This is a genomic window from Acinetobacter sp. UBA6526 (assembly GCF_002434875.1).
Lineage (GTDB): Bacteria > Pseudomonadota > Gammaproteobacteria > Pseudomonadales > Moraxellaceae > Acinetobacter > Acinetobacter venetianus.
This window is the reverse complement of the sequence record NZ_DJLC01000010.1, coordinates 20,697-41,920: the sequence shown is the minus strand read 5'-3', so window position 1 is coordinate 41,920 and position 21,224 is coordinate 20,697. Positions and strand designations below refer to the sequence as shown.

23 protein-coding genes are annotated in these 21,224 nt (G+C 40.6%); 11 read left to right on the top strand and 12 right to left on the bottom strand.

Going from position 1 to position 21,224, the window contains the following annotated elements:
- On the top strand, nt 1–74 hold a 74-nt coding region (locus B4237_RS17675; RefSeq protein ID WP_151023660.1), incomplete at its 5' end, for a 4Fe-4S dicluster domain-containing protein.
- Between the two features lie 130 nt (nt 75–204).
- On the opposite strand, the gene B4237_RS00735 is transcribed toward B4237_RS17675, so the two are convergent.
- From B4237_RS00735 to B4237_RS00715, 5 genes are all read right to left on the bottom strand, one after another.
- The gene (locus B4237_RS00735) at nt 205–396 is read right to left on the bottom strand and encodes a zf-HC2 domain-containing protein (RefSeq protein WP_004876580.1); all 192 of its coding nucleotides are present in this window, start codon (nt 394–396) and stop codon (nt 205–207) included.
- Nucleotides 390–1,007 (bottom strand): RNA polymerase factor sigma-70, encoded by a 618-nt coding sequence (locus B4237_RS00730; protein ID WP_278595950.1) that lies wholly within the window; start codon nt 1,005–1,007, stop codon nt 390–392. The genes B4237_RS00735 and B4237_RS00730 overlap by 7 nt, the downstream gene beginning before the upstream one ends.
- Nucleotides 1,008–1,021: 14 nt before the next feature.
- Nucleotides 1,022–1,756: a DNA-binding domain-containing protein gene (locus B4237_RS00725; protein WP_278595951.1), complete on the bottom strand. Its 735-nt coding sequence runs from the start codon at nt 1,754–1,756 to the stop codon at nt 1,022–1,024.
- Entirely contained in the window at nt 1,753–2,619 is an 867-nt protein-coding gene (locus B4237_RS00720; RefSeq protein WP_278595952.1) for a DUF692 domain-containing protein, read from the bottom strand. The genes B4237_RS00725 and B4237_RS00720 overlap by 4 nt, the downstream gene beginning before the upstream one ends.
- A 66-nt stretch (nt 2,620–2,685) precedes the next feature.
- Nucleotides 2,686–2,991 carry a hypothetical protein gene (locus tag B4237_RS00715; RefSeq protein WP_278595953.1) on the bottom strand — a complete coding sequence of 102 codons (306 nt, stop codon included), beginning with the start codon at nt 2,989–2,991 and terminating at the stop codon, nt 2,686–2,688.
- 163 nt (nt 2,992–3,154) lie between these two features.
- On the opposite strand from B4237_RS00715, the gene B4237_RS00710 reads away from it, so the two are divergent.
- Nucleotides 3,155–3,775: a DoxX family protein gene (locus B4237_RS00710; protein WP_278595954.1), complete on the top strand. Its 621-nt coding sequence runs from the start codon at nt 3,155–3,157 to the stop codon at nt 3,773–3,775.
- Between the two features lie 68 nt (nt 3,776–3,843).
- On the opposite strand, the gene tusA is transcribed toward B4237_RS00710, so the two are convergent.
- Nucleotides 3,844–4,101 carry a sulfurtransferase TusA gene (gene tusA, locus B4237_RS00705; RefSeq protein ID WP_004876567.1) on the bottom strand — a complete coding sequence of 86 codons (258 nt, stop codon included), beginning with the start codon at nt 4,099–4,101 and terminating at the stop codon, nt 3,844–3,846.
- Nucleotides 4,102–4,276: 175 nt separating this feature from the next.
- On the opposite strand from tusA, the gene B4237_RS00700 reads away from it, so the two are divergent.
- Complete coding sequence (locus B4237_RS00700; RefSeq protein ID WP_007480070.1) at nt 4,277–5,116, top strand: HlyC/CorC family transporter; 840 nt, start codon at nt 4,277–4,279, stop codon at nt 5,114–5,116.
- Complete coding sequence (lnt, locus tag B4237_RS00695) at nt 5,113–6,672, top strand: apolipoprotein N-acyltransferase (protein WP_278595955.1); 1,560 nt, start codon at nt 5,113–5,115, stop codon at nt 6,670–6,672. Before B4237_RS00700 ends, lnt begins: the two co-directional genes overlap by 4 nt.
- A 66-nt stretch (nt 6,673–6,738) precedes the next feature.
- Here lnt and B4237_RS00690 read toward each other — a convergent pair whose 3' ends face one another.
- The 3 genes from B4237_RS00690 to gspF form a co-directional block, all read right to left on the bottom strand.
- Entirely contained in the window at nt 6,739–7,083 is a 345-nt protein-coding gene (locus tag B4237_RS00690) for a hypothetical protein (RefSeq protein WP_278595956.1), read from the bottom strand.
- Nucleotides 7,084–7,345: 262 nt separating this feature from the next.
- A complete protein-coding gene (gene gspG, locus B4237_RS00685; protein ID WP_278595957.1) occupies nt 7,346–7,948 on the bottom strand; it encodes a type II secretion system major pseudopilin GspG in 603 nt (200 codons plus the stop codon).
- 8 nt (nt 7,949–7,956) lie between these two features.
- Entirely contained in the window at nt 7,957–9,162 is a 1,206-nt protein-coding gene (gspF, locus tag B4237_RS00680) for a type II secretion system inner membrane protein GspF (RefSeq protein ID WP_019385791.1), read from the bottom strand.
- Nucleotides 9,163–9,323: 161 nt separating this feature from the next.
- Between gspF and B4237_RS00675 the strand changes: the two genes are divergently transcribed.
- The 3 genes from B4237_RS00675 to hslO all read left to right on the top strand — a co-directional run bounded on the left by B4237_RS00675 (nt 9,324) and on the right by hslO (nt 14,399).
- Nucleotides 9,324–11,549 carry a primosomal protein N' gene (locus tag B4237_RS00675; protein ID WP_412502052.1) on the top strand — a complete coding sequence of 742 codons (2,226 nt, stop codon included), beginning with the start codon at nt 9,324–9,326 and terminating at the stop codon, nt 11,547–11,549.
- Nucleotides 11,550–11,586: 37 nt separating this feature from the next.
- Nucleotides 11,587–13,404 (top strand): cation:proton antiporter, encoded by a 1,818-nt coding sequence (locus B4237_RS00670; RefSeq protein ID WP_278595959.1) that lies wholly within the window; start codon nt 11,587–11,589, stop codon nt 13,402–13,404.
- 119 nt (nt 13,405–13,523) lie between these two features.
- Complete coding sequence (hslO, locus tag B4237_RS00665) at nt 13,524–14,399, top strand: Hsp33 family molecular chaperone HslO (protein ID WP_004876552.1); 876 nt, start codon at nt 13,524–13,526, stop codon at nt 14,397–14,399.
- An 83-nt stretch (nt 14,400–14,482) separates the two neighbouring features.
- Here hslO and B4237_RS00660 read toward each other — a convergent pair whose 3' ends face one another.
- Complete coding sequence (locus tag B4237_RS00660; RefSeq protein WP_278595960.1) at nt 14,483–15,382, bottom strand: LysR family transcriptional regulator; 900 nt, start codon at nt 15,380–15,382, stop codon at nt 14,483–14,485.
- A gap of 105 nt (nt 15,383–15,487) precedes the next feature.
- On the opposite strand from B4237_RS00660, the gene B4237_RS00655 reads away from it, so the two are divergent.
- From B4237_RS00655 to B4237_RS00640, 4 genes are all read left to right on the top strand, one after another.
- Nucleotides 15,488–16,099 (top strand): nitroreductase family protein, encoded by a 612-nt coding sequence (locus B4237_RS00655; protein ID WP_278595961.1) that lies wholly within the window; start codon nt 15,488–15,490, stop codon nt 16,097–16,099.
- Nucleotides 16,096–16,953: a DMT family transporter gene (locus tag B4237_RS00650; RefSeq protein WP_278595962.1), complete on the top strand. Its 858-nt coding sequence runs from the start codon at nt 16,096–16,098 to the stop codon at nt 16,951–16,953. Before B4237_RS00655 ends, B4237_RS00650 begins: the two co-directional genes overlap by 4 nt.
- 88 nt (nt 16,954–17,041) lie before the next feature.
- Nucleotides 17,042–18,004, top strand: coding sequence for a DnaJ C-terminal domain-containing protein (locus B4237_RS00645; RefSeq protein ID WP_278595963.1), 963 nt, complete (start codon nt 17,042–17,044; stop codon nt 18,002–18,004).
- Between the two features lie 11 nt (nt 18,005–18,015).
- Complete coding sequence (locus B4237_RS00640) at nt 18,016–18,342, top strand: chaperone modulator CbpM (protein WP_004876542.1); 327 nt, start codon at nt 18,016–18,018, stop codon at nt 18,340–18,342.
- A gap of 25 nt (nt 18,343–18,367) precedes the next feature.
- Here B4237_RS00640 and B4237_RS00635 read toward each other — a convergent pair whose 3' ends face one another.
- Together B4237_RS00635 and pnp are read right to left on the bottom strand one after the other, a co-directional pair.
- Nucleotides 18,368–19,591: a magnesium transporter CorA family protein gene (locus B4237_RS00635; protein ID WP_278595964.1), complete on the bottom strand. Its 1,224-nt coding sequence runs from the start codon at nt 19,589–19,591 to the stop codon at nt 18,368–18,370.
- Between the two features lie 114 nt (nt 19,592–19,705).
- Nucleotides 19,706–21,224 (bottom strand): polyribonucleotide nucleotidyltransferase (gene pnp / locus B4237_RS00630; protein WP_286940780.1); only part of this gene is annotated, 1,519 nt, incomplete at its 5' end.

The following is a 21,224-nucleotide window of genomic DNA, read 5'->3' as shown; positions in this document are numbered from 1 at the left end:
TTAAAGATCCGTCACAAAATATCACTTGGGTAACGCCTGAAGGCGGTGGTGGTCCTAACTATCCGAATATGTAATATTCGGATAGTTCTTGCGAAGCTTTAGTCGCTTCTCATACCCTAACATGTAATTTTTAGATCATGTGGTAATGCCGAATGCCTGCCACATAATCAAATAAAAAGCCTCAATTCATTGAGGCTTTTTATTTTAGTCTTTCTGCTCTTCATCAAATCGCTTATATGCTTTAGACAATACACTCAGCGTTTTCATTTGCTTACCAAAACGTCGACATGAACGACACATCATCAAATGAAATTGTAAACCACTCTGTTCTTTCAACAACAGTTGTCGATCTTGTTGTTCAGAAAGTAACTGCGTTGCTTGTCGACAGGTCAACATGAGCAATCCTCCTGAAGTAACCATTTATTTTCCAAACACTCACGTAATCGTGCTCGGCTGCGATACATTAAAACATTGAGATTAGAAACCGTAAGTTCCAGCTTTTCACATATTTCATCAGAGCTGAGTTCTATCATTTCCCGCAACATAAAAACTTGTGCATACTTTGCAGGTAAATGATTCAAACAAGCATCGAAAATCATCCAAAAATCTTGTTGCTCCATCATTTCTTCAGGATTTTGCCATGCTTTTGGCATCTCTGATTTTTGCCAATGTCCAGCAGCATCAAACAGCGCATCCACGCTTAACTCGCTGTCATCATCATGAAATAGCTCACTCATGCTAACCAGACGTGTTTTTTGTCGAATCGAATCAACGATCTTATTTTTCAGAATCGCAAACACCCACGTTTTAAATGCTGCACGCCCTGAAAATGATTCAACATGCTGCAAAGCACTCACTAAAGCCTCTTGCACCACGTCTTCCGCTTGATGAAATGAAGAAAGCTGCAATACTGCAAACTTCATCATTTGCTGCCTTAGATCATGCAAAAAAACAGGATTTTGTAGTTGTTGAGTGAACTCGTCATTGTTTGTAGCAGCCTGAGCCATCTCCTGACCTCATTCTATTGTTCTGGGATATACAATAAATCTAACTCAGTTAATCGTTCAGATAATAGCTTCAGTTGTTGCTCTACTTCTGGTGCAGATAAGTCTGGCAACGTCGTGTCTATCAACTGCTTAAGCTCTGGTTTAGTCAAGGCTCTCTGATTGAGTTGTTCAATCAAATAAGCGAATAATGGAGATAATGGTTCAACACAAACCTGATGATGATGATTTCGCCAAACCATCACTGCGCTCGGTGAATACTCAAAGTCTTGGTGTTCAATTGTCCAAAGATAAACTGGATATTGATAAACCAAAATCCAAATGTGTGTGTTCAATTGCCAAGCTGACGCTGATGAGAAAGTTTTCTCTTCGATTTCAACCGTATCTAAATAGAGTTCCAGCCATTCAAATTGTAATAACTCCGCTAACCACGGATATTCTTGTAAGATTGGATGTTGTTGCTCATCAAGATATTCTCTGAATTGCAGTGAAATATCATTATAAAATGGTGATTGATTTTGAGCATTTTGAAAGAAATCTTGCAGCAAAGCCTGCCATTTCGTCTCAGATAATAGCGTTCGGGCAATCGGATACACCAAGTTAATAAATGAACTGACATTATTGAACAATAAGGTTCGATAAACCTGCATTCGCTCTGTTGCAAATTCTGCTGGAAGATCTGATCGAGGGTCACGAACCCATGCACAAAATGCCTGCTGAGTTTGCTGCAGAGGACTTTTATTCATCTTCATGCTTTTACCTCACTTGAGGTATTTAAGGTATTGGTATGAAGTGATTGTGGATAGCTAAATTGATGTTGTAAGTCCTTGATTATATCTAGCTCATGCTGAAGTTGCTGCCACGTCGGAATATTAAAATCACGTTCTAACAAGGTCGGCTTTACACCACCAGTTTGGTAGGTATATGCCAACAATTCCCACACAGGATCACAGACATTTTCCCCATGCGTATCAATCAACAAATCATCGCTCACTTGTTCATGACCAGCAATATGTAGATATCGAATCCGATCTTTCGGCATCGCATCAATAAAAGCATATGCATCTGTTTGATGGTTCTTACTATTCACATAGACATTATTTACATCAAGCAATAATTCACAGTCTGCGCGTGTAATCACTTCATGAACAAAATCACTTTCGCTCATTTCTGCATTCGGCATGAGATACGTTGAAACATTCTCCAGAACTAAACGTTGACCTAAAATATCTTGTACACGCAAGACCCGTTCAACCACATAGTCCACGGCTTCTTCCGTCATCGGAATCGGCAATAGATCATATAAATAACCACCATCATTGGTATAACTCAAATGTTCCGAATAAGTCAGTACCTGATGTTGTTTTAAAAAATCTCGTACTTGGTGCACAAACTCAAGATTAAGTGGATGCGGCCCACCGATAGATAAGGAAAGCCCATGACAAACTAATGGCGACTTTTCCAAACATTGCGCCAATAACTTTGCATGTCGCCCACCAAAACCCATCCAGTTCTCAGGTGCAACTTCTATAAAATCAGGATGTTGGTCTGCTTGTAAAAACGTATCAATAAAATCACGTCTTAAACCCAGTCCAGCACCATTGAAAGCAACCATTTGCATTCCTTTTCAATGATGACAACAACGTTATAAAGTTGTTGTCATCACCGATCATTTAATTGATTAGTGTGCGCCGCATTTTGCATCAGCCATTTTTTTATCTGCGCCGCATTTCGCATCAGCCATTTTTTTGTCAGCACCACATTTCGCATCAGCCGCTTTTTTGTTAGCGCCACATTTTGCTTCAGTTGTTTTATGCTGTTGTTTGGCTTTATTTGCACCACATTTTGCTTCACCACATTTACCATCAGCAGCTTTGGTCACATGGGTTTCAGTTGTCGTTGAAGCCGCAGAGACATGTGTTGTTGCACCAACCATAGACAGTGCAACTAAAGCAGCGACTGATGTCATCGAATTTAACTTATTCATTTTGAAGTTCCTTTTAAATCAATTTGGAGTTTTGTACTTAGGTACATGTTATTAGACGAGCGACCACTCAATTTATTACAGTTAAAAAATAATTTTTTTCTTGTAAGAAACTAAATCCTCAACCGACTAATGACTATTCAATACGAGTCGGTGTGAAATCCTCATGAATAAATTTATTTATCCTTTATTGTTACGCTATCAGAATTTTTGTTCGCATTTAAAACATTTCGACGGAATTGCAGCACTTTCGTTGAGGTTGTTTCTTATCCCAGTGTTTTGGATGGCAGGTTCTAACAAGCTTGCTCATTTTGCAGATACAGTTGAATGGTTTGGCAATCCCGATTGGGGCTTAGGGTTACCCTTTCCAACACTGATGGCAACACTAGCAACGTCTGCTGAGCTGGGTGGTGCCATTTTATTAGCACTGGGTTTGGCAACTCGGTGGATCAGTATTCCGTTGATGATCACAATGCTCGTCGCGATATTTACTGTACACCTACCGAATGGTTGGCAAGCGATTGCCGATCCACAAGCACCTTTTGCCAATATGCAAGTGATGGCGTCCGCTGAAAAATTAGAGAAAGCAAGAGAGATTTTAATGACTTATGGCAATTATGACTGGCTCACATCGAATGGCTCATTTGTTATTTTAAATAATGGAATTGAGTTTGCAGCAACCTATTTTGTGATGTTACTTGCGTTAATTGTGTTAGGTGGTGGTCGTTATGTGAGTGTGGATTATTGGTTAAATCACTGGATTGAAAAGTTTCATGGTAAAAAATAACTACTGTTTGTAATATGATTTTGCATATACCTCCCAATACGGGAGGTAAGTAATATTAAAAAAGAGAATTAGCCTTTTTGCACCAAATAACGATATTCAGTATTGCTATTTTCATCAAGGCTCTCTTCTTTGAGCAAAAGCTCATGCCCTAAATGCATACAAAATTTTGGAATATCCCAAGATGTAGAAGGGTCAGTTGCCAATACTTCCACAATGTCACCCGCTTTGGCTTTTCGGATTGCTTGATGCAACATCATAACAGGCTCAGGACAACGTAAACCTCTGGTATTTAGCTGAACACTAGGAACTTTTGCTGCTTCAGACATCATTAAACTCAAATATTCTAATTTTCATATTTTAACATAAAGTGACTATATAAAAATCACCAACAATATTTTGAAAAACTGTACGTTTTTTGCATCGTTTTATTGATGCATATCCGCTTTATCTTCGGTATGATGAAAATCATCTAATTGATATAGAGAGTCTTTAGGAAAGATCATGGTCGAGGAATCCAGTCCGTCGTGGGGTATGCGTGGCTTAAGAAAATGGTTAGGTACCGCACCTGAAACCCGCGATGAATTACTCAAGTTAGTTCAAAATTCGCGTCGCTTTTTAGAGCCAGATACTGTTGCTATGCTTGAGGGTGTTCTAGATCTACCAGCAACAAAAATTCGAGAAGTGATGACCCCGCGTACAGCAATTATTAGCTTACAAGAGGATGATCAACTCTTTGATATTTTAGATGTCTTAATTGAATCAGCACATTCACGCTTCCCTGTGTTTTCGGCTGATCAAAGTGACAACGTGGTTGGTATTCTACTAGCAAAAGACCTTTTACCATTTCTCACTGAACGTAATGTCAATGTTGATATTCGTGCATTGATGCGCCAACCTGTTTTCGTACCCGAGAGTGCGCGTTCGGATCAAGTGTTGCGTATGCTTAAAAATACGCAAACACATATCGCAATCGTCATTGATGAATATGGGTCAACCTCTGGTTTAGTCACACTCGAAGATATTCTTGAAGAAATCGTCGGTGAAATCGAGGATGAACATGATATTGCAGATGAAGAAGCGCTCTATATTGTTCCAGACAATGACCCAACGACTGCAAATACGTGGATTGTTCAAGCACTTACACCAATCGAACATTTCAACACTATTTTAGATGCAGATTTTTCTGACGATGAAGTTGAAACTATGGGCGGTCTGCTTTTACAAGAAATTGGTCTCGTCAGCGATCTACAAGGACAAACGATTGAACTTGGCGATTGGCAATTCACCATTATCGAAGCAGATGCACGCACTATTCATCTGATTCGAGCTGTACGTCAATGAGAAGCTATTTTGAAAAGCTGTTAAATCCATCCCAATCACAAAAACAGCTCCCTTTTATTTTTCCACTTTTGATTGCACTCATTTCGGGTGCAATCTTTAGCTTGGCGCTCGCACCTTATTATTTTTGGTGGCTTGCGATTTTATCACCAGCATTATTGTATGCGGTTTTACGCCAGCGAGGGCCTAGACAAGCCCTTGTTTTAGGTTGGGCTTATGGCTTTGGTTTATGGTTTGTCGGCGCGTTTTGGCTCTATACCTCCATTCATACCTACGGTGATACCAATGCGTTCTTAAGCATTTTGATGATTGTCTTTATGGCAACAGCAATGGGCTTATTTACAGCGTTTCAAACATGGCTCTATCGTCGGTTCTTTCCAGAAACACCTTTGACCTTTGCGCCACTTTGGGTACTCTTTGAATGGGCGAAGACATGGGTATTTACTGGTTTCCCTTGGTTATTTGCAGGTTATGCATTTACTGAGCGATTACTCGATGGCTATGCACCTTTATTTGGGGTGTATGCAGTTTCCTTCGTTGTGATCGTACTTGCATGTGCTTTAGTTGAAATCTTAAATAAACGTTTCTTCTGGGCTATTCCCTCTGCTCTACTAGTTTTAGGTGCTTGGGGATCTGGATTTATTCAATTCGTGCAGCCCAAAGCAGCAAAACCACTGAGTGTTTCGTTAATTCAGGGCAATATTCCTCAAGACCTTAAATGGTTAACGGAATATCAAGTTAAGACTTTAGAGATTTATGCCGGATTGAGTCGAGCTGAATGGGGACGTGATCTGATTGTATGGCCAGAATCGTCTATTCCACTCTTCCAAACTGATATTCCAGAGTTTTTAAAAGCAATGGATGTTCAAGCGAAAAAATCAGATACGGCTTGGGTGACAGGTATTCCCTATTGGGATATGGCAAAATCGCAACAAGTTGGCGAACCACTGTATTACAACAGTATCATGGCATCAGGCAGTGATTCCTATGGTTTATATAAAAAGCAACGCTTAGTTCCATTTGGTGAGTACATTCCATTGTCAGGTTTACTGAAATGGGTGCTTCCAGCAATGCAAAATGACGTGAGTATGAGTGGTTTTTCACGCGGTGAAGCCAATCAAAAAACGTTAATGGTTAAAGGACACGCCTTGGCAGCCGCGATTTGCTATGAAGTTGCTTATCCTAATTTAACTCGTCGTAATGCATCAGATAGTGATTTCTTAATTACCGTATCCAATGATGCTTGGTTTACAGGAACAGCTGGACCTTGGCAGCATCTACAGATGGTACAAATGCGTGCGAAAGAGAATGGTCGCTGGTTTATTCGTGCCACCAATACAGGTGTGACTGCATTTATTGATCAGAATGGTCATATCGTCAAACAAGCACCGATGGATGAAGAGTTTGTGTTACGCGGTGAATTACCTGCTATACAAGGGCAAACACTTTACAACCGACTCAGTGATTATCCGATTTTAATCTTCTCACTGTTATTACTGATGATGGGTTGGATTTATCGCCCGAAGAAAGTAGATATTTCATTCAAATCTCGTCGATAAAATAAAAAGAGCGTTTTTTAAATAAAACGCTCTTTTTTGATGAATGAAAATTTTTTGTTGTTTAGACTATAAAGCAAGTGATAATTGAACTGACAAATAAGCCACTAAACTTGATAAAAACAGCATTGGTACATAACCATAGGCTTTAAATAATATTTGCTCATATTTTGAGATCATTTCCTCGTTATGCCAAACACTTGTTTTTAAAGCACTCAAGAAACAAAGTACAAACCATGCACTTAACATCGTCAACGCGAAGAACCCTATCATAATCTGACTACTGCCTTCAGCCGCTTGCCATAAACTTAATGCAGCTTGACTCATTGGTAATAAACTGAAAATAAGGGCGACAGATTTGAGCATTGCCCAATGAAACTGATTCAGTTCATTCAACACAAAAAATGCTTTCATCCGACTCCCCCATACCTGATTTAAATGGTCTGAATTTATTATGCAAAGCTTTGATATAAAGAAAAAGTCTATTTTTCTTCTTATTATCTGTTTCTTGTAACTATTAAATATGGGAATAATTCTTATTATAAATCCCACATATCAATTATTATAATAAATATATATTTTTTAAGGCCTTAAACACATTTATCGAATCAAGAAACATTATCACTTCACTCTCAATTTATTTAATTAAAAATGAAGTGATTGTTTTAATCAAATATTAGGGTTGATAATAAATATCAGCGTCATTCCCTTCGCCGCCTTCTTTACCATCAGCGCCAAAAGAATATAAATCAAATGAGCGCCCATCTCGACCTGGGATAACATACTGTAAATCATTTTCCCAACTATCTTTAGGATAACCACCTTTGACATAACCACCCGGTAACCAATTCTTTGCAGAAGCAGGTTGATTGACCAATGCATCCAAACCACCATCTTGCATCGATGGGTAACGTCCATTATCTAATTTATATTGATCTAATGCGCCAGCAACACCTTTTAAAGTAATGCTTGTGGTATCTACTTTTGCTTTTTCACCACGTCCCATTACATTCGGTACGATCAGTGCAGCTAAAACGCCTAAAATCACAATCACCACCATCACCTCGATTAGGGTGAATCCTGAGACCCGAGTATTGCTCGGTCGGGTCGCAAGACGAGCAACTGTGTTGTGAGTGCGAGGATCATCAGCGCAAGATGAGAAGCTATGCTTCGAGTGGCAAGATACCGCAAGTCGAGAAGCTATGCTTCGAGTGGCAGGATTAAGATTATTCTCAGCATGCTGTTCATTGATTGAATTCTTCATTTTCATCTCAAACATCAAATTTCCTAGATCATATTGTTCATATTAATAATTGGCAACATTACCGCAATCACAATCACCAACACAATCGCAGCCATAAAAATCAGCATCAAAGGTTCTAGCAACGCCAACAATGTCGAAATAAAAGCTGTGACTTCGCGATCTTGCATCGTCGATGCTCGGTCTAGCATCCGATCTAGCTCACCCGATGCCTCACCGCTTCGAATCATTTGTACCATCATTGGGGGGAAATAACCGCAACGTTCTAACTGTGTTGCCAAATTACCACCTTCTGTTACACGCTCCATGGCAACTTCGATGGAATCCCGAATTACCCAGTTATTACTTACCTCTGCACCGATTCGTAATGCTTCAACTAAAGGAACACCTGAACGCGTCAAAATAGAGAGCGTACTAGCAAAACGTGCAGCGTTTATACCACGCGAAAGTTTACCAAATAGTGGCAATTTGAGTGTTAATCGGTCAAATGCGTAATGTCCTGCTGTTGTTCTCAAAAATCGCGTAAATACAATCATCGCAACCACAGCAAGAATCAGCATCGCAATCCATGCCTGCCGAATGAATGCACTTGCTTTCATTAAAACCACAGTGATCCATGGCAATGCTTCCTTGCTTTGTTCAAAAGTTTTGACGATCTCAGGGACAACATAAGTCATTAATCCCATCACAATTCCAAATGACATGAGCATTAAGATAATCGGATAGATCATTGCACCTTGGATCTTCTTCTGCATGGCAAAACGGTTTTCAGTATAGTCAGAAAGTTGGTCTAGAATTAGATCCAAATGTCCCGAACGTTCCCCTGCTGCCACCGTTGCAATATACAGCTCAGGGAAGCGACCTGACTGTTGCATACTTTGTGCCAGTGAATGACCTTCCAGTACCTTCGAGCGCACAGCAATGAGAAGATTTTGAACATGGGATTTTTCACTTTGCTTGCTCACTGCTCTGAGTGCTTCTTCCAGTGGAATACCTGCTGCGACAAGCACTGAAAGCTGACGAGTCATTAAAGCAAGATCATAGGCACTAAAACTCTTTCTAAACCAAGCCCGTTGTTGTTGCTTATCTTTTTGCTCAACGGCGTCAACTGAAATGGGTGTCCATTCTTTGTCACGCAACTGTTGGCGAATCTGGCGTGCAGAATCCCCTTCGAGTACGCCTTTATGTTGCTTTCCAGAAGCATCTAATGCAGTAAATTGATAAGCAGGCATGGTTCTGTTCTAATTGTCCCAAAATAGTTGTTGTTACCGTTGTATCCGTATTGCGGATGAGGAACGAGAGTTCCACAAGAAATTCATCGACATAACCAGCAGCACTTTAGCATAATTCTATGACATGAAGTCATGCGATTTTAAACATGAATGAAGCCTATATGCCTACCGAAAATTCTAACGCGACGCTCTACCGTATTCGAGTTGCAATACCCGTATATGTCTATGACACCTTTGACTATACAGTCAACGCGGAGCAATATGCCCAAGCGCAAATCGGCGCGCGTGTAGCAATCTCTTTCGGAAGACAAAATCTAGTTGGCATCATTACCGAAAAGGTCGATCCTAACGAAGCTTTTACAGGACAGTTCAAGTTAAAAGCCATCACTGAATTACTTGACAAGGAAGCCATCTTAGACCAACAAGTTTTAACTTTATTGACATGGTCTGCACAGTATTATCAATTTCCAATTGGCGAAGTCATGCAAAGTGCCTTACCCAGTTTACTGAGGCAAGGTCGCGCGCTGGATATTTTATTTCATCAATGGCAAATCCTGCCCCACGATGACCCGAATGCTTTATTGAAACGCTCTCAAAAACAATATGATGCTTATCAAGTCTTAAAATTACACCCACATGGTACAACCGAGAATGTACTTAACCTGAGTGGTGTCGAAACTGCTACATTAAAAGCATTAGAAAAGAAGCAACTGGTTGAATGTCGTTTAGAACCACATGATTTTACGCCGATGCCTGTGCAACTGGCGCAAATGCCGTTGACACCAAATGAAGATCAGAAAAAAGCGATCCAACAGATCGTGAAAGCACAGCATCATTATCAAGCGTTTTTACTCGATGGTTTGACGGGAAGTGGTAAAACTGAAGTCTACTTACAAGTTATGCATGAGGTACTAAAACAAGGCAAGCAAGTTCTCGTACTCGTTCCTGAAATCGGCTTGACGCCACAAACTGTTGCTCGATTTAAATCACGATTTCATTGTGATGTGGCCTTACTCCATTCAGGGTTAAATGACTCGAAACGATTACAAGCATGGCAACATGCACAGACCGGCAAAGCATCGATTGTGATCGGTACACGTTCCGCAATTTATACACCGATGCCAAATCTTGGCTTGATTATTTTGGATGAGGAACATGACCTCTCCTTTAAACAGCAAGAGGGCTTCCGCTATCACACACGAGATGTCGCATTATATCGAGGACATTTACAAGGTTGCCCTGTGATTTTAGGTTCAGCAACCCCAAGCTTAGATAGCTACCATCTCGTAGAATCAGGCAAATTACATTTGCTTGAGCTGAATCAGCGTGCAGGTATTGCGGTATTACCCAAAATGCATGTGATTGATTTAAAAATCGCAAAAAAGCAGCACGGCATCAGCCAAAACTTGATTGATCAAATCAAACTGACGCTAGAAAAAAAAGAACAAGTGCTGATTTTTTTAAATCGACGTGGCTATGCGCCGATCTTGATGTGTGAAAGTTGTGGTTGGCAAGCAAACTGTCCACATTGTGATGCACATTTTACATTGCATTCTCAGCCTTATCATTATTTGCATTGCCATCATTGCGGTACGATTCATCGCCTACCTGATCATTGCCCTGAATGCCAAAAACAAACCTTAAAAAGTATCGGTGCAGGCACAGCAAAACTGGAAGAACATTTACAGGAGCTGTTTCCACATCATGATGTGATTCGTGTGGATCGAGACAGCACCAGTCGGGTCGGCAGTTGGCAGAAGATTTACGATCGTATCCAACAAAATAAGCCGAGTATTTTATTGGGCACACAAATGCTAGCGAAAGGGCATCATTTTCCACATGTCACTTTAGTTGCGATTTTAGATATTGATGCAGGTTTACTGAGTGTTGACCCTCGCGCACCTGAACGTACAGCACAGTTAATTGTCCAAGTCGCGGGGCGTGCAGGTCGTGGAGAACATAAAGGTAATGTTTATCTACAAAGCTTACGTCCAGATCACCCGATGCTGAATACATTGATTGAGCATGATTATCGAACTGTGGCAAAGCAAATGCTGGCTGAACGTAAAATTGCCATGCTGCCGCCTTATCGATATGCAGCATTGGTGCGAGTCGAATCAAAAAATCGAGAATATAGCCAACAATTCTTGAGTGAAGCAGCACAACAACTTAGAACAATGGCCGCTGAAATTGTCGATATTTGGGGCCCTATCCCTGCACCAATGGAGCGTAAAGCAGGACGTTATCGTGCGCATATGGTGATTTTATCTGCCGATCGAGCAAAACTGCATTTTTATTTGCGTCAATGGTGGCAACAAGTGGTACATTTACCTCGTCAGCATCAGCTCAGGCTATCGATTGACGTTGATCCACAAGAGTTTAGTTAAATTCTCTATTTAAAAACATAAAAATTTGAGGCAATAAATGTCTTTACTGCTACAAATCATTTTTTTACTGATTGCGACTTTAATTCTTGTTCCGCTCGCAAAACGCTATAGCTCAACCACCGTTTTAGGTTATCTAATTGCAGGGCTGTTGCTTGGTTCTCAAGGATTAGGGTTCATCGACGACCAACAGCTTATTCAGCCAATCATGTATCTTGGAATGATCATGTTGATGTTTTTTGCTGGCTTTGCTTTTCGTCCACAAAAACTATGGATAGAGCGTCGTAGTATCATTAAAAATAGCGGTTTAGCACTTGCTGTTTTATCCGTCCTATTCAGCAGTATAAGTTTTGCGCTCACTCATGATTTATTCAGCAGTATTCTGATTGGATGTATGTTGACATTTGCCTCCACCAATATCGTCCAACAATTATTACAGCAAAAGCAACAACTCAATACATCCTTTGGGCAGGCATCGTTAGCTTCGCTACAATTTCAAATATTTGTGACCGTGGTTTTGATCGCTCTGTTTCCTCTGCTTGAAGACACAGCCTCAACACGTCATGGAATCGCTTATTTTGCAGCAATTATTGCCACAATCTCGGGCTTATTTCTCGCCAGTCGCTACATTGTTCGTCCTGCATTTCGTTATTTAGTTCGTCGTAAAAGCATTGAATTGATTCCTGCACTCGGCTTATTTGTGGTTTTGTCGGTGATTCTGCTCATGGGGGTTTTAAATATCCATGTGTTGATTGGTACATTTCTTGCGGGATTACTTTTGGCTGAAACTGAGTTTAAAGCCGAAGTTGCAAGGGTTATTGAACCCTTTAAAGACATTGCCATTGGCTTATTTTTTCTTGCGATTGGTTTAAGTATTTCATTGGTTCCGCTATATCAATCGCCTATTTTTATCTTCGTTGCAATCCTTGTTCTGGTTTTGGTCAAAGCACTCATCATTGGTACAATTCATTATTATCAACATCGCCGAATAGAGAACAGTCTGCTTGTTGCCGTCGCTTTGGCACAGTGTGGTGAACTTTCACTCATTTTGTTCAAACTTGCAGAAGATGAGCAGCTTCTCTCCAAAGATCTGCTACAACCTATGTTCTTAATCGTGGTAGGCTCTATGTTGCTAACGCCACTCCTTTACTGGCTCATGCATAGCAAAATATTACCCACCATTCAGAAAAAAGCACCTATCACAGCAGCAGAAGTTCCTCAGCATCCTATAGTCATTGTTGGCTTTGGTCGATTTGGGCAAGTGATCGGGCGGGCGCTGCATGCTCAAGGTCTAAAATTTAGCGTCATTGACAGTAACCAACCTGATGCCGAATTTATTGAGCAATATGGGCATTATTTTTTAGATGCTGATGTCACTCAAGTTGAGAACTTACGCGCAGCTGGAATTGAATATTGTAAACTTCTGATTTTAGCAATCGATGATGTCGAAGATTGCATGAATCTGGCAAGACATTTACGTCTTAACTACCCTGATCTGAATCTTTTTGTACGAGCACGCGATCGCCATCATGCTCATCTATTAGATAGCTTAGGTATTCAACACGTATGGCGTGAAACTTATGCATCATCACTTGAAATGGCAGCACAAGCTTTAATTGAAACCGGCTTATCTGCAACTGATGCACATACGCAAATCGAATGTTTCCGCGTAGAAGATCAAAGGTTACTGGAGCAGCAACATGGATCACATCAAGATGATGATTCGGTTGAGACTTATCCAAATGCAATCGCTGAACTTGAGTATTTGTTTGAAAATACAAAAACTTTGTCTCAGGATCGTTTGAACAGTAACCAAAACAAACAAAGTGATGCAAATTCATCCAATGAAACAACTTGAGTTTTGCTAAACAGACACCATTATTGACTGCATAACCATTCACCTTATTATAAAGCTGAAAGAGCTTTTCAAAGCAAAGCGTTGCTTTGTTTTCCCTATACGGGGTATTGGAGAAAAATATGTCTGATTTACGCCAACGCTTTTATATCGAAGACTGCCCTGTTCGCGGTGAAGTGGTTCATTTAGAAGAAACACTACAAACTATTCTTGCACAACGAGACTATATGCCTGCGGTACAAAGCCTGTTAGGTGAAATGCTCAGCGCAACCGCATTACTCGCAAGTACGCTTAAAATTCGTGGCCGAATTAGCTTACAAATTCAGGCAAATGGCACATTCAAGTGGGCAATGGCTGAGTGTAATCATCTCGGTGAAGTTCGTGCACTTGCTGATTATGAAGAAGATCCACGGTTTTTAGAGGGTAGCGATAGCAGAACTGTACTTGCTGCACTTTCAAATCCTGTGCTGTTCATCAATATTGAACCTGAACACGGCGAACGCTATCAAGGGATCGTACCACTTGACCAACCAACATTGGCGGGTTGTTTGATGCAATATTATGATTTGTCTGCACAAATCCCGACTCGTATTGTATTGGCAACCAATGCTCAACGTTCAGGTGGTTTACTGATTCAGCTATTACCTCGTAATGATGAAGAAGAGCAAAAGCTTGTTGATGAAGATCTATGGCCGCGTTTGACCATGCTGACTGAAACACTGAAACCAGAAGAACTGACTGATCTTTCAGCGAATGAAATTCTGTATCGTCTCTACAATGAAGAAGAAGTTCGTCTCCCAGAGATTGAACAATTAAAGTTTGGCTGTACTTGTTCTAAAGAGCGTTGCGCCAATGCCTTGATCCAAATTGGTGTCGATGCAGTACATGAAACTTTAGAAGCGCAAAATCCAATTCAAATGGATTGTCAGTTCTGTAATACCCGTTATGAATTCACTGCTGAAGAAGCATTAGGTTTATTTGGTGAACATCTGAGTTAATCAATTATGGTGGAGAAAGTACATTTTGCTTTCTCCATCGCTTCAATCCTTTATCAATATTAAAAATAATACATGCAATGGCATTATAAATTATCCATCTTTTTAAATTGTTCAACTAAAAAATCTATAAACACACGGATCTTGGGTGCTAAGTGTTGTCTTGATGGATAAATTGCATATTGTGTGACCTCCGTTGTTGACCAGTCCTGTAATACCTCCTGCAAAACGCCAGTCTGTAAATCCTGTTGTACATACGGCCGTGGAATTAAACTGACCCCAAACCCCGCCCTTAACGCATCTCGAACCGCTAAACTGGAGGTCACAGAATAACGCGCTTTCACTACAACCTCTTCAATTTGCTCATTTTTACGAAATGTCCATACATCGGCTTGGTGTCCATAGGGAAAACGGATGTGTTCCAAATCCCGTAACTCCATAGGCGTTTGCGGTGTACCGTGTATTTCAAAAAAATTGGGTGTCGCACATAACACCAATGGCATAACCGTCAGCTTTCTTGCAACCAAACGAGAGTCATCCAACTGACCATAACCTCGAATTGCAAGATCAAAACCCTCCTGTACGAGATCAACTCGCCGATCATCCAAATGCATCTCAAGCTTTAAGTCAGGATAAGCAGATAAAAAATCAGGAATGGCTTCAGAAAGATAAATTAAGGTCGTGGTCATAGGTGCGCTGACTTTAAGCACGCCATGCGGTGATGCTTTGGCATTAAAAATCATCTCTTCAGCTTCAATCAAAGCATCAAGCCCACGAACTAAGTGTTCTAGATAGATTTTACCTTCCTCCGTTAAAGACATGCGACGCGTCGTTCGATGAATTAAACGAACACCCAAATGCGCTTCTAACTCGGCCACGCTTTTACTAATTGTTGGAGCGGATAGGCCTAACTGACGACCTGCTGCTGCAAAACTTCCCTGTTCCGCAACCTGCCGAAACACTTGAAATAATGTATATCGATCCACTCTATTATTTCCAATGAGTAAATAGTGAATTTCAAAACTATCCAATTGTTCACTAATGAGCAAGTACCTATACTTTTTTTATTCTTTTGAATTGAGTAAATCACTATGCAGCAAGCTCTCCAACTCATTGAACAACGTGTTTCTATCAACCGCTTTGACCCAGACCACACCTTATCGCAGCAAGAAATTGAACAACTTGTTCGATTGGCGACTCGAGCACCGACCGCATTTAACCTACAAAATTGGCGTTTCATCGCAGTTCAAAGTACAACGCTCAAACAACAACTATTTACCTTGAGTTATGGGCAAAGAAAAGTCATGGATGCAGCTGTCACATTTATCATTTGTGGTCAGCTTCCGAATGCGGAGCATCTATCTAAACGCTTAGAGCCATTTCTAGAAACGGGCCTCATGCCTAAAACCATGGCAAATGATTGGCAAGAGAATGCCCAAGCACTTTACAGTCATCCTGAAACTGCAAGAGATGAAGCAATACGTTCAGCAACTTTAGGAACAGCAACGCTGATGTATGCAGCAGAAGCGATGGGCTGGAGTTCAGGCCCTATGATTGGATTTGATCACCAAGCAGTCAGCAACCTATTTTCACTTGGAGCAGATGAAATTCCAGTACTGATGCTCCCAGTCGGACGCTCAGTAGATGGTAATTGGCCGCAAAAACCACGCCGCCCAATCAGTGAGGTGTTAGATATCCTATGAAAACGCATCATGCCAATCTTTTAATCACAGCAATTGCCCCATTGATATGGGGCAGTACCTATATTGTTACGACAGTGACTTTAGCTAACTTCTCACCGATGGTCGTTGCTATGTTGCGTGCTTTGCCTGCGGGATTGTTGCTCCTACTACTGACTCGGCAGCTTCCAACAGGTCGTTGGTGGTTATATACATTTATTCTCGGTGCTTTGAATATCACACTTTTTCTTAGCTTGTTATTTGTTGCTACCTATCGTTTGCCTGGTGGTGTCGCAGGTACTGTGCTGTCATCACAACCTTTGATCATTATTATGCTCTCGGCTGTTTTGCTCTCCAGCAAAATTCGACCTTTGGCTATTTTTGCTGCACTAATCGGAATGAGTGGTGTTTCACTGCTCGTTCTTACAGCAGACACCATACTTGACCCAATCGGTATTGTTGCAGGTCTTGCAGGGGCGACCTCTATGGCACTCGGTATAATTTTAACTCAGAAATGGCAAGCACCCGTTTCAGCCTTAACCCTTAGCGCATGGCAACTTACTGCGGGTGGCCTACTGCTATTACCGCTGATTTGGTTATTTGATCAGCCCATTCCTATGCCTTCTTCCCTTAATCTCCTAGGATTAACATGGCTTAGTCTCATGGGAGCTGCATTTAGTTATAGTCTATGGTTTAGAGGTCTTCAATTTTTAAATGCCAATGTGATTTCCTCACTCTCACTGCTTAGCCCATTCACAGCAGTTTTACTCGGTTGGTGGTTCTTAGACCAGTCGCTTACAACATTACAGATCATCGGAATCATACTGGTTTTAGTAAGTATTTGGTTTAGCCAATACGCCAACAATCAACATCGCTAAACAACAAGTCTTATACAATCGTAGCTATTGAAATTGCTCGGATTCGTTTCATAATGAAGGAAACACATAATTATCTTAATTAAATATCATGGCAAAAAATTATTATGAAGAGCTAGGTGTTTCCAGAGATGCCTCAGCAGATGAAATTAAAAAATCGTATCGGAAACTGGCCCGTAAATATCATCCAGACGTGAGTAAAGAAGCCGATGCTGAAGCAAAAATGCAAGCGATTAATGTTGCCTATGACACGCTAAGCGATGCCACTAAAAAGGCTGAATATGATCAAATGCTGGATCATCCACAAGGTTTTAGTGGCTTTGGACAAGGCGCAGGAGGATTCAACCAAGGCGGAGGCGGATTTGATGGTTCTCAGTTCTATCGCCAAAGTTCTGGTGATGGTGCTGATTTCAGTGGATTTGAAGATTTATTTGGCCGTTTTGGTTCTGGCTTTGGTGGCGGTCAACAACGTTCTCAACGCCAGCAACGTAGTTACAAGGGTGAAGACCAACATGCCAGTATTCAGGTTGATTTAGACATCGCCTATCATGGTTCAACTCAACAAATCACCTTACAAATCCCAACCTATAATGTATATGGTGAACCTGAAGTCCAGCGTAAAACTTTAGAAGTTAAAATTCCAAAAGGAATGAAAGAAGGTCAGCAAATCCGCTTAAATGGACAAGGTCAAAGTGGAATCAACGGCGGTGAAAATGGTGATCTCTATATTGAAATCCAATATAAGGATACCGATCGCATCCGTGTAGAAGGCGCTGATGTTTATCAAACCATTGATGTAAGTCCGTGGGAAGCAGGACTAGGACAAAGTATTGAAGTAAATACACCTGCTGGGCATTTAAAAGTAAATTTACCGAAAAATGCCAAAAATGGACAACAATTACGTTTAAAAGATAAAGGGATTCCGAATAAAACAGCTGGCCACCTCTATCTGATTATTAATATTGTTCTACCGCCAGCGCACAGTGAACAAGAGCAACAAGCTTATCAACAATTTGCCAATGCCTTTGCTTCATTTAGACCACGTGCCTCATAAGGAGTAAGATCATGACAACCATTCAATACAAAGAAATTCAATATGACGGTCACTGCCAAGTTGAAATCATTGATGAACAATTGGCACTTGATCTTGAGCACTTCGCAGAAGCTTGCGGTCAAAGTACTGACTGGGTGTTGAAGTTAATTGATTATGATATTTTGCAGATCAAAGTTGATCCACAAAATTATCAATTCATTGGTGAAGATGTCAGTCGCGCAAGACGTGCCTATCGTTTACAACGTGACTTTGATGCGAGTTTATCTGCTGTCGCGGTGATGTTGGATTTAATTGATGAAGTACAGCAGCTCCGTAAACAACTGAAGCATTTTCATTAAACTCATATCAATGACTAAGTGATATCTATTTCAACTTAGTCATTTTCTCCACTTCTTTTAAGGTTTGCTTGATCGGTTCATAATCTAAAAACCAAAGTAGGTTTAAATTACGCTGCTTATGTTGTTGCGCTAGCAGATCAATCACACTACGCTCTCCTCGTCCAACCAGATGTTGCTGATAAAAATAGTAAAGCAATAACACCGTACTCAGAAGCATCACAGCCAACATAATCCAAAACCCAACAGGTGATTTTAATCCAGGAATAAACTCAAAGTTCATTCCATAAATACCCGTGAGTAAAGTTAGCGGAGCAAAGACAGCGGTAATAATCGCCAAAATACGCATATTCTCATTGGTTTGATTGGCGATGGCAGAAAAGTGTAAATCTATAGCAGACTGAATCGCATTTCTCAGCCGTAAAGTATGTTTTTGCACACGCTCCACATGACTCATTAAATCATTTAAACGTACCAATAAAATGTCTTGGGATTTGTGCTTATGCTCACCCACGACATGATGATAATTATCAACCAACTCATCCCGAAACTCTTGTAAGGTTTCAATTTGCTCTTCGCATAAATTTTCAATTTGTTGGAATGCCATATCCTCATGGAATAATTGATGCCATTGTTTAAAACGACGATTTCCTTGCAATAATTGTTGTTGCCAATGTTCAACACGTCGCGTCAATGGCGTGCGTAAATTCAAATAACCATCAATCATGCTATTTAATAACCGTAGGCACAGATCAGCGGGCGTATTCGGTAACTTTCTTGGTTTGTTTTGCTCAGCTGTCGGACGCTCCATAATCGTTTGGATTCGTTGAATATAATTTTCGACTGCTCTGTTACCTTGCTCTCTGAGACTAATTAAAATATTTTGACTGAGTACAAAACTCATCGGTGTCGTCGCTAAACCAAAAACACTTTCATGCGACTCTACTGAATTATCATTTTCATAGATTTGGTCATCAGGACTGATCAGTTTCCTAAAAACCAATAGATCATATTCTTCTACCGTATCAAATGCGCATGGATGTTCAATATTGAGTAGATCACGCATATGGAATTCATTTAACGTCAAACCTGTATGTTCATAAATATTCTGCTGCCAAGTCTCAGTATGATTGACAAGATCTTGCCTTAAACTATCAACCCAAAGAAACTCAAGGCTATGCTCTGTTTGTTGTTCTGCACTAATAAAAATTGTGTTTTCACTGTTATGACGATAAAAATAATAAAGCTGCATAACGATAATATTCAATATTTTAATTAAAATAATAATGCCATAAAAAAAGCCCTGAGCAAGCCAAAGCAATTGCTTTGGCGATGCGCAAGGCGGGCTTTTTGTATATCGAAACGATTAAGCTTGTTCGATGTCTTTCATTGTTAATTTGATACGACCACGGTTGTCGACATCCGCAACTTGTACTTTTACTTCTTGACCTTCTTTTAATACGTCAGTCACGTTGGCAATACGCTCATTTGAGATTTGCGAAATGTGAAGTAAGCCATCAGTACCCGGTAGGATATTTACAAATGCACCGAACTCGACGATACGAATTACTTTACCTGCATAAATCGTTCCTGGCTCAACTTCAGCAGTAATCGCTTGGATTTTTGCAATTGCAGCTTTAGCCGCTGCTTTAGTTTCACCAAATACGCGAACTGTACCGTTGTCTTCGATGTCAATCGCAGCTTTAGTCTCTTCTGTAATTTGACGGATTGTTGCACCGCCTTTACCAATTACATCGCGGATCTTGTCTGGATTGATGTTGATTACTTCGAATGTTGGCGCGTGAGCACTGATTTCAGCACGAGCACGTGAAATGACTTTGTTCATTTCATTTAAGATGTGCATACGACCAGCAAATGCTTGGTTTAATGCAACTTCCATGATCTCTTCAGTAATACCTTCGATCTTGATATCCATTTGAAGTGCAGTAATACCGTTTGCAGAACCTGCTACTTTAAAGTCCATATCACCAAGATGGTCTTCGTCACCTAAGATATCAGAAAGAACTGCAAAACGTTCGCCTTCTTTTACTAGACCCATTGCAATACCAGCAACTGGTGCTTTAAGTGGAACACCTGCATCCATAAGCGCAAGAGATGCACCACAAACAGACGCCATAGAAGATGAACCATTTGATTCAGTAATATCAGATACAATACGAAGTACGTAAGGGAAACGATCAACTGGTGGAAGAACCGCTTGAACACCACGACGCGCTAAACGACCATGACCGATTTCACGACGCTTAGGACCTGATTCACGACCAGTTTCACCTACTGAGTACGCAGGGAAGTTATAATGCAACATGAAGTTATCAGTTTTCGTACCCGCTAAGGTATCAACCATCAAGGCATCACGTGTGTTACCTAAAGTTGCAGTTACAAGTGCTTGTGTTTCGCCACGTGTAAACAATGCTGAACCATGAGCACGACCTAATACACCCACTTGAACGTCAATACCACGAACGGTTTTAGTATCACGACCATCGATACGAGGCTTACCAGACAAAATGTTGTCACGTACGGTACGGTATTTAAGATCTTCGAATAAGAAATCAACTTCGTCTGCGATGCCATCAACATCTTCTTCAGGAACGAATTGAGTTTTTGCTTCTGTATAAAGTGCATCTAAAGCTGCATAACGATCTTGTTTTACTGCGATCGTGTACGCTTCAGAAATTTTTGCTTCAAAAGCTTCTTTTAATTTTGCACGTAATTCTTCGTTATGTGTTGGAGCAACCCACTCAGATTCTTTCGCACCAACAGCTGCAGCAAACTCTTTGATTGCTTGTACAGCAATTTGCATTTCGTCATGACCGAAAAGTACAGCACCTAACATTTGGTCTTCTGAAAGTTCTTTCGCTTCA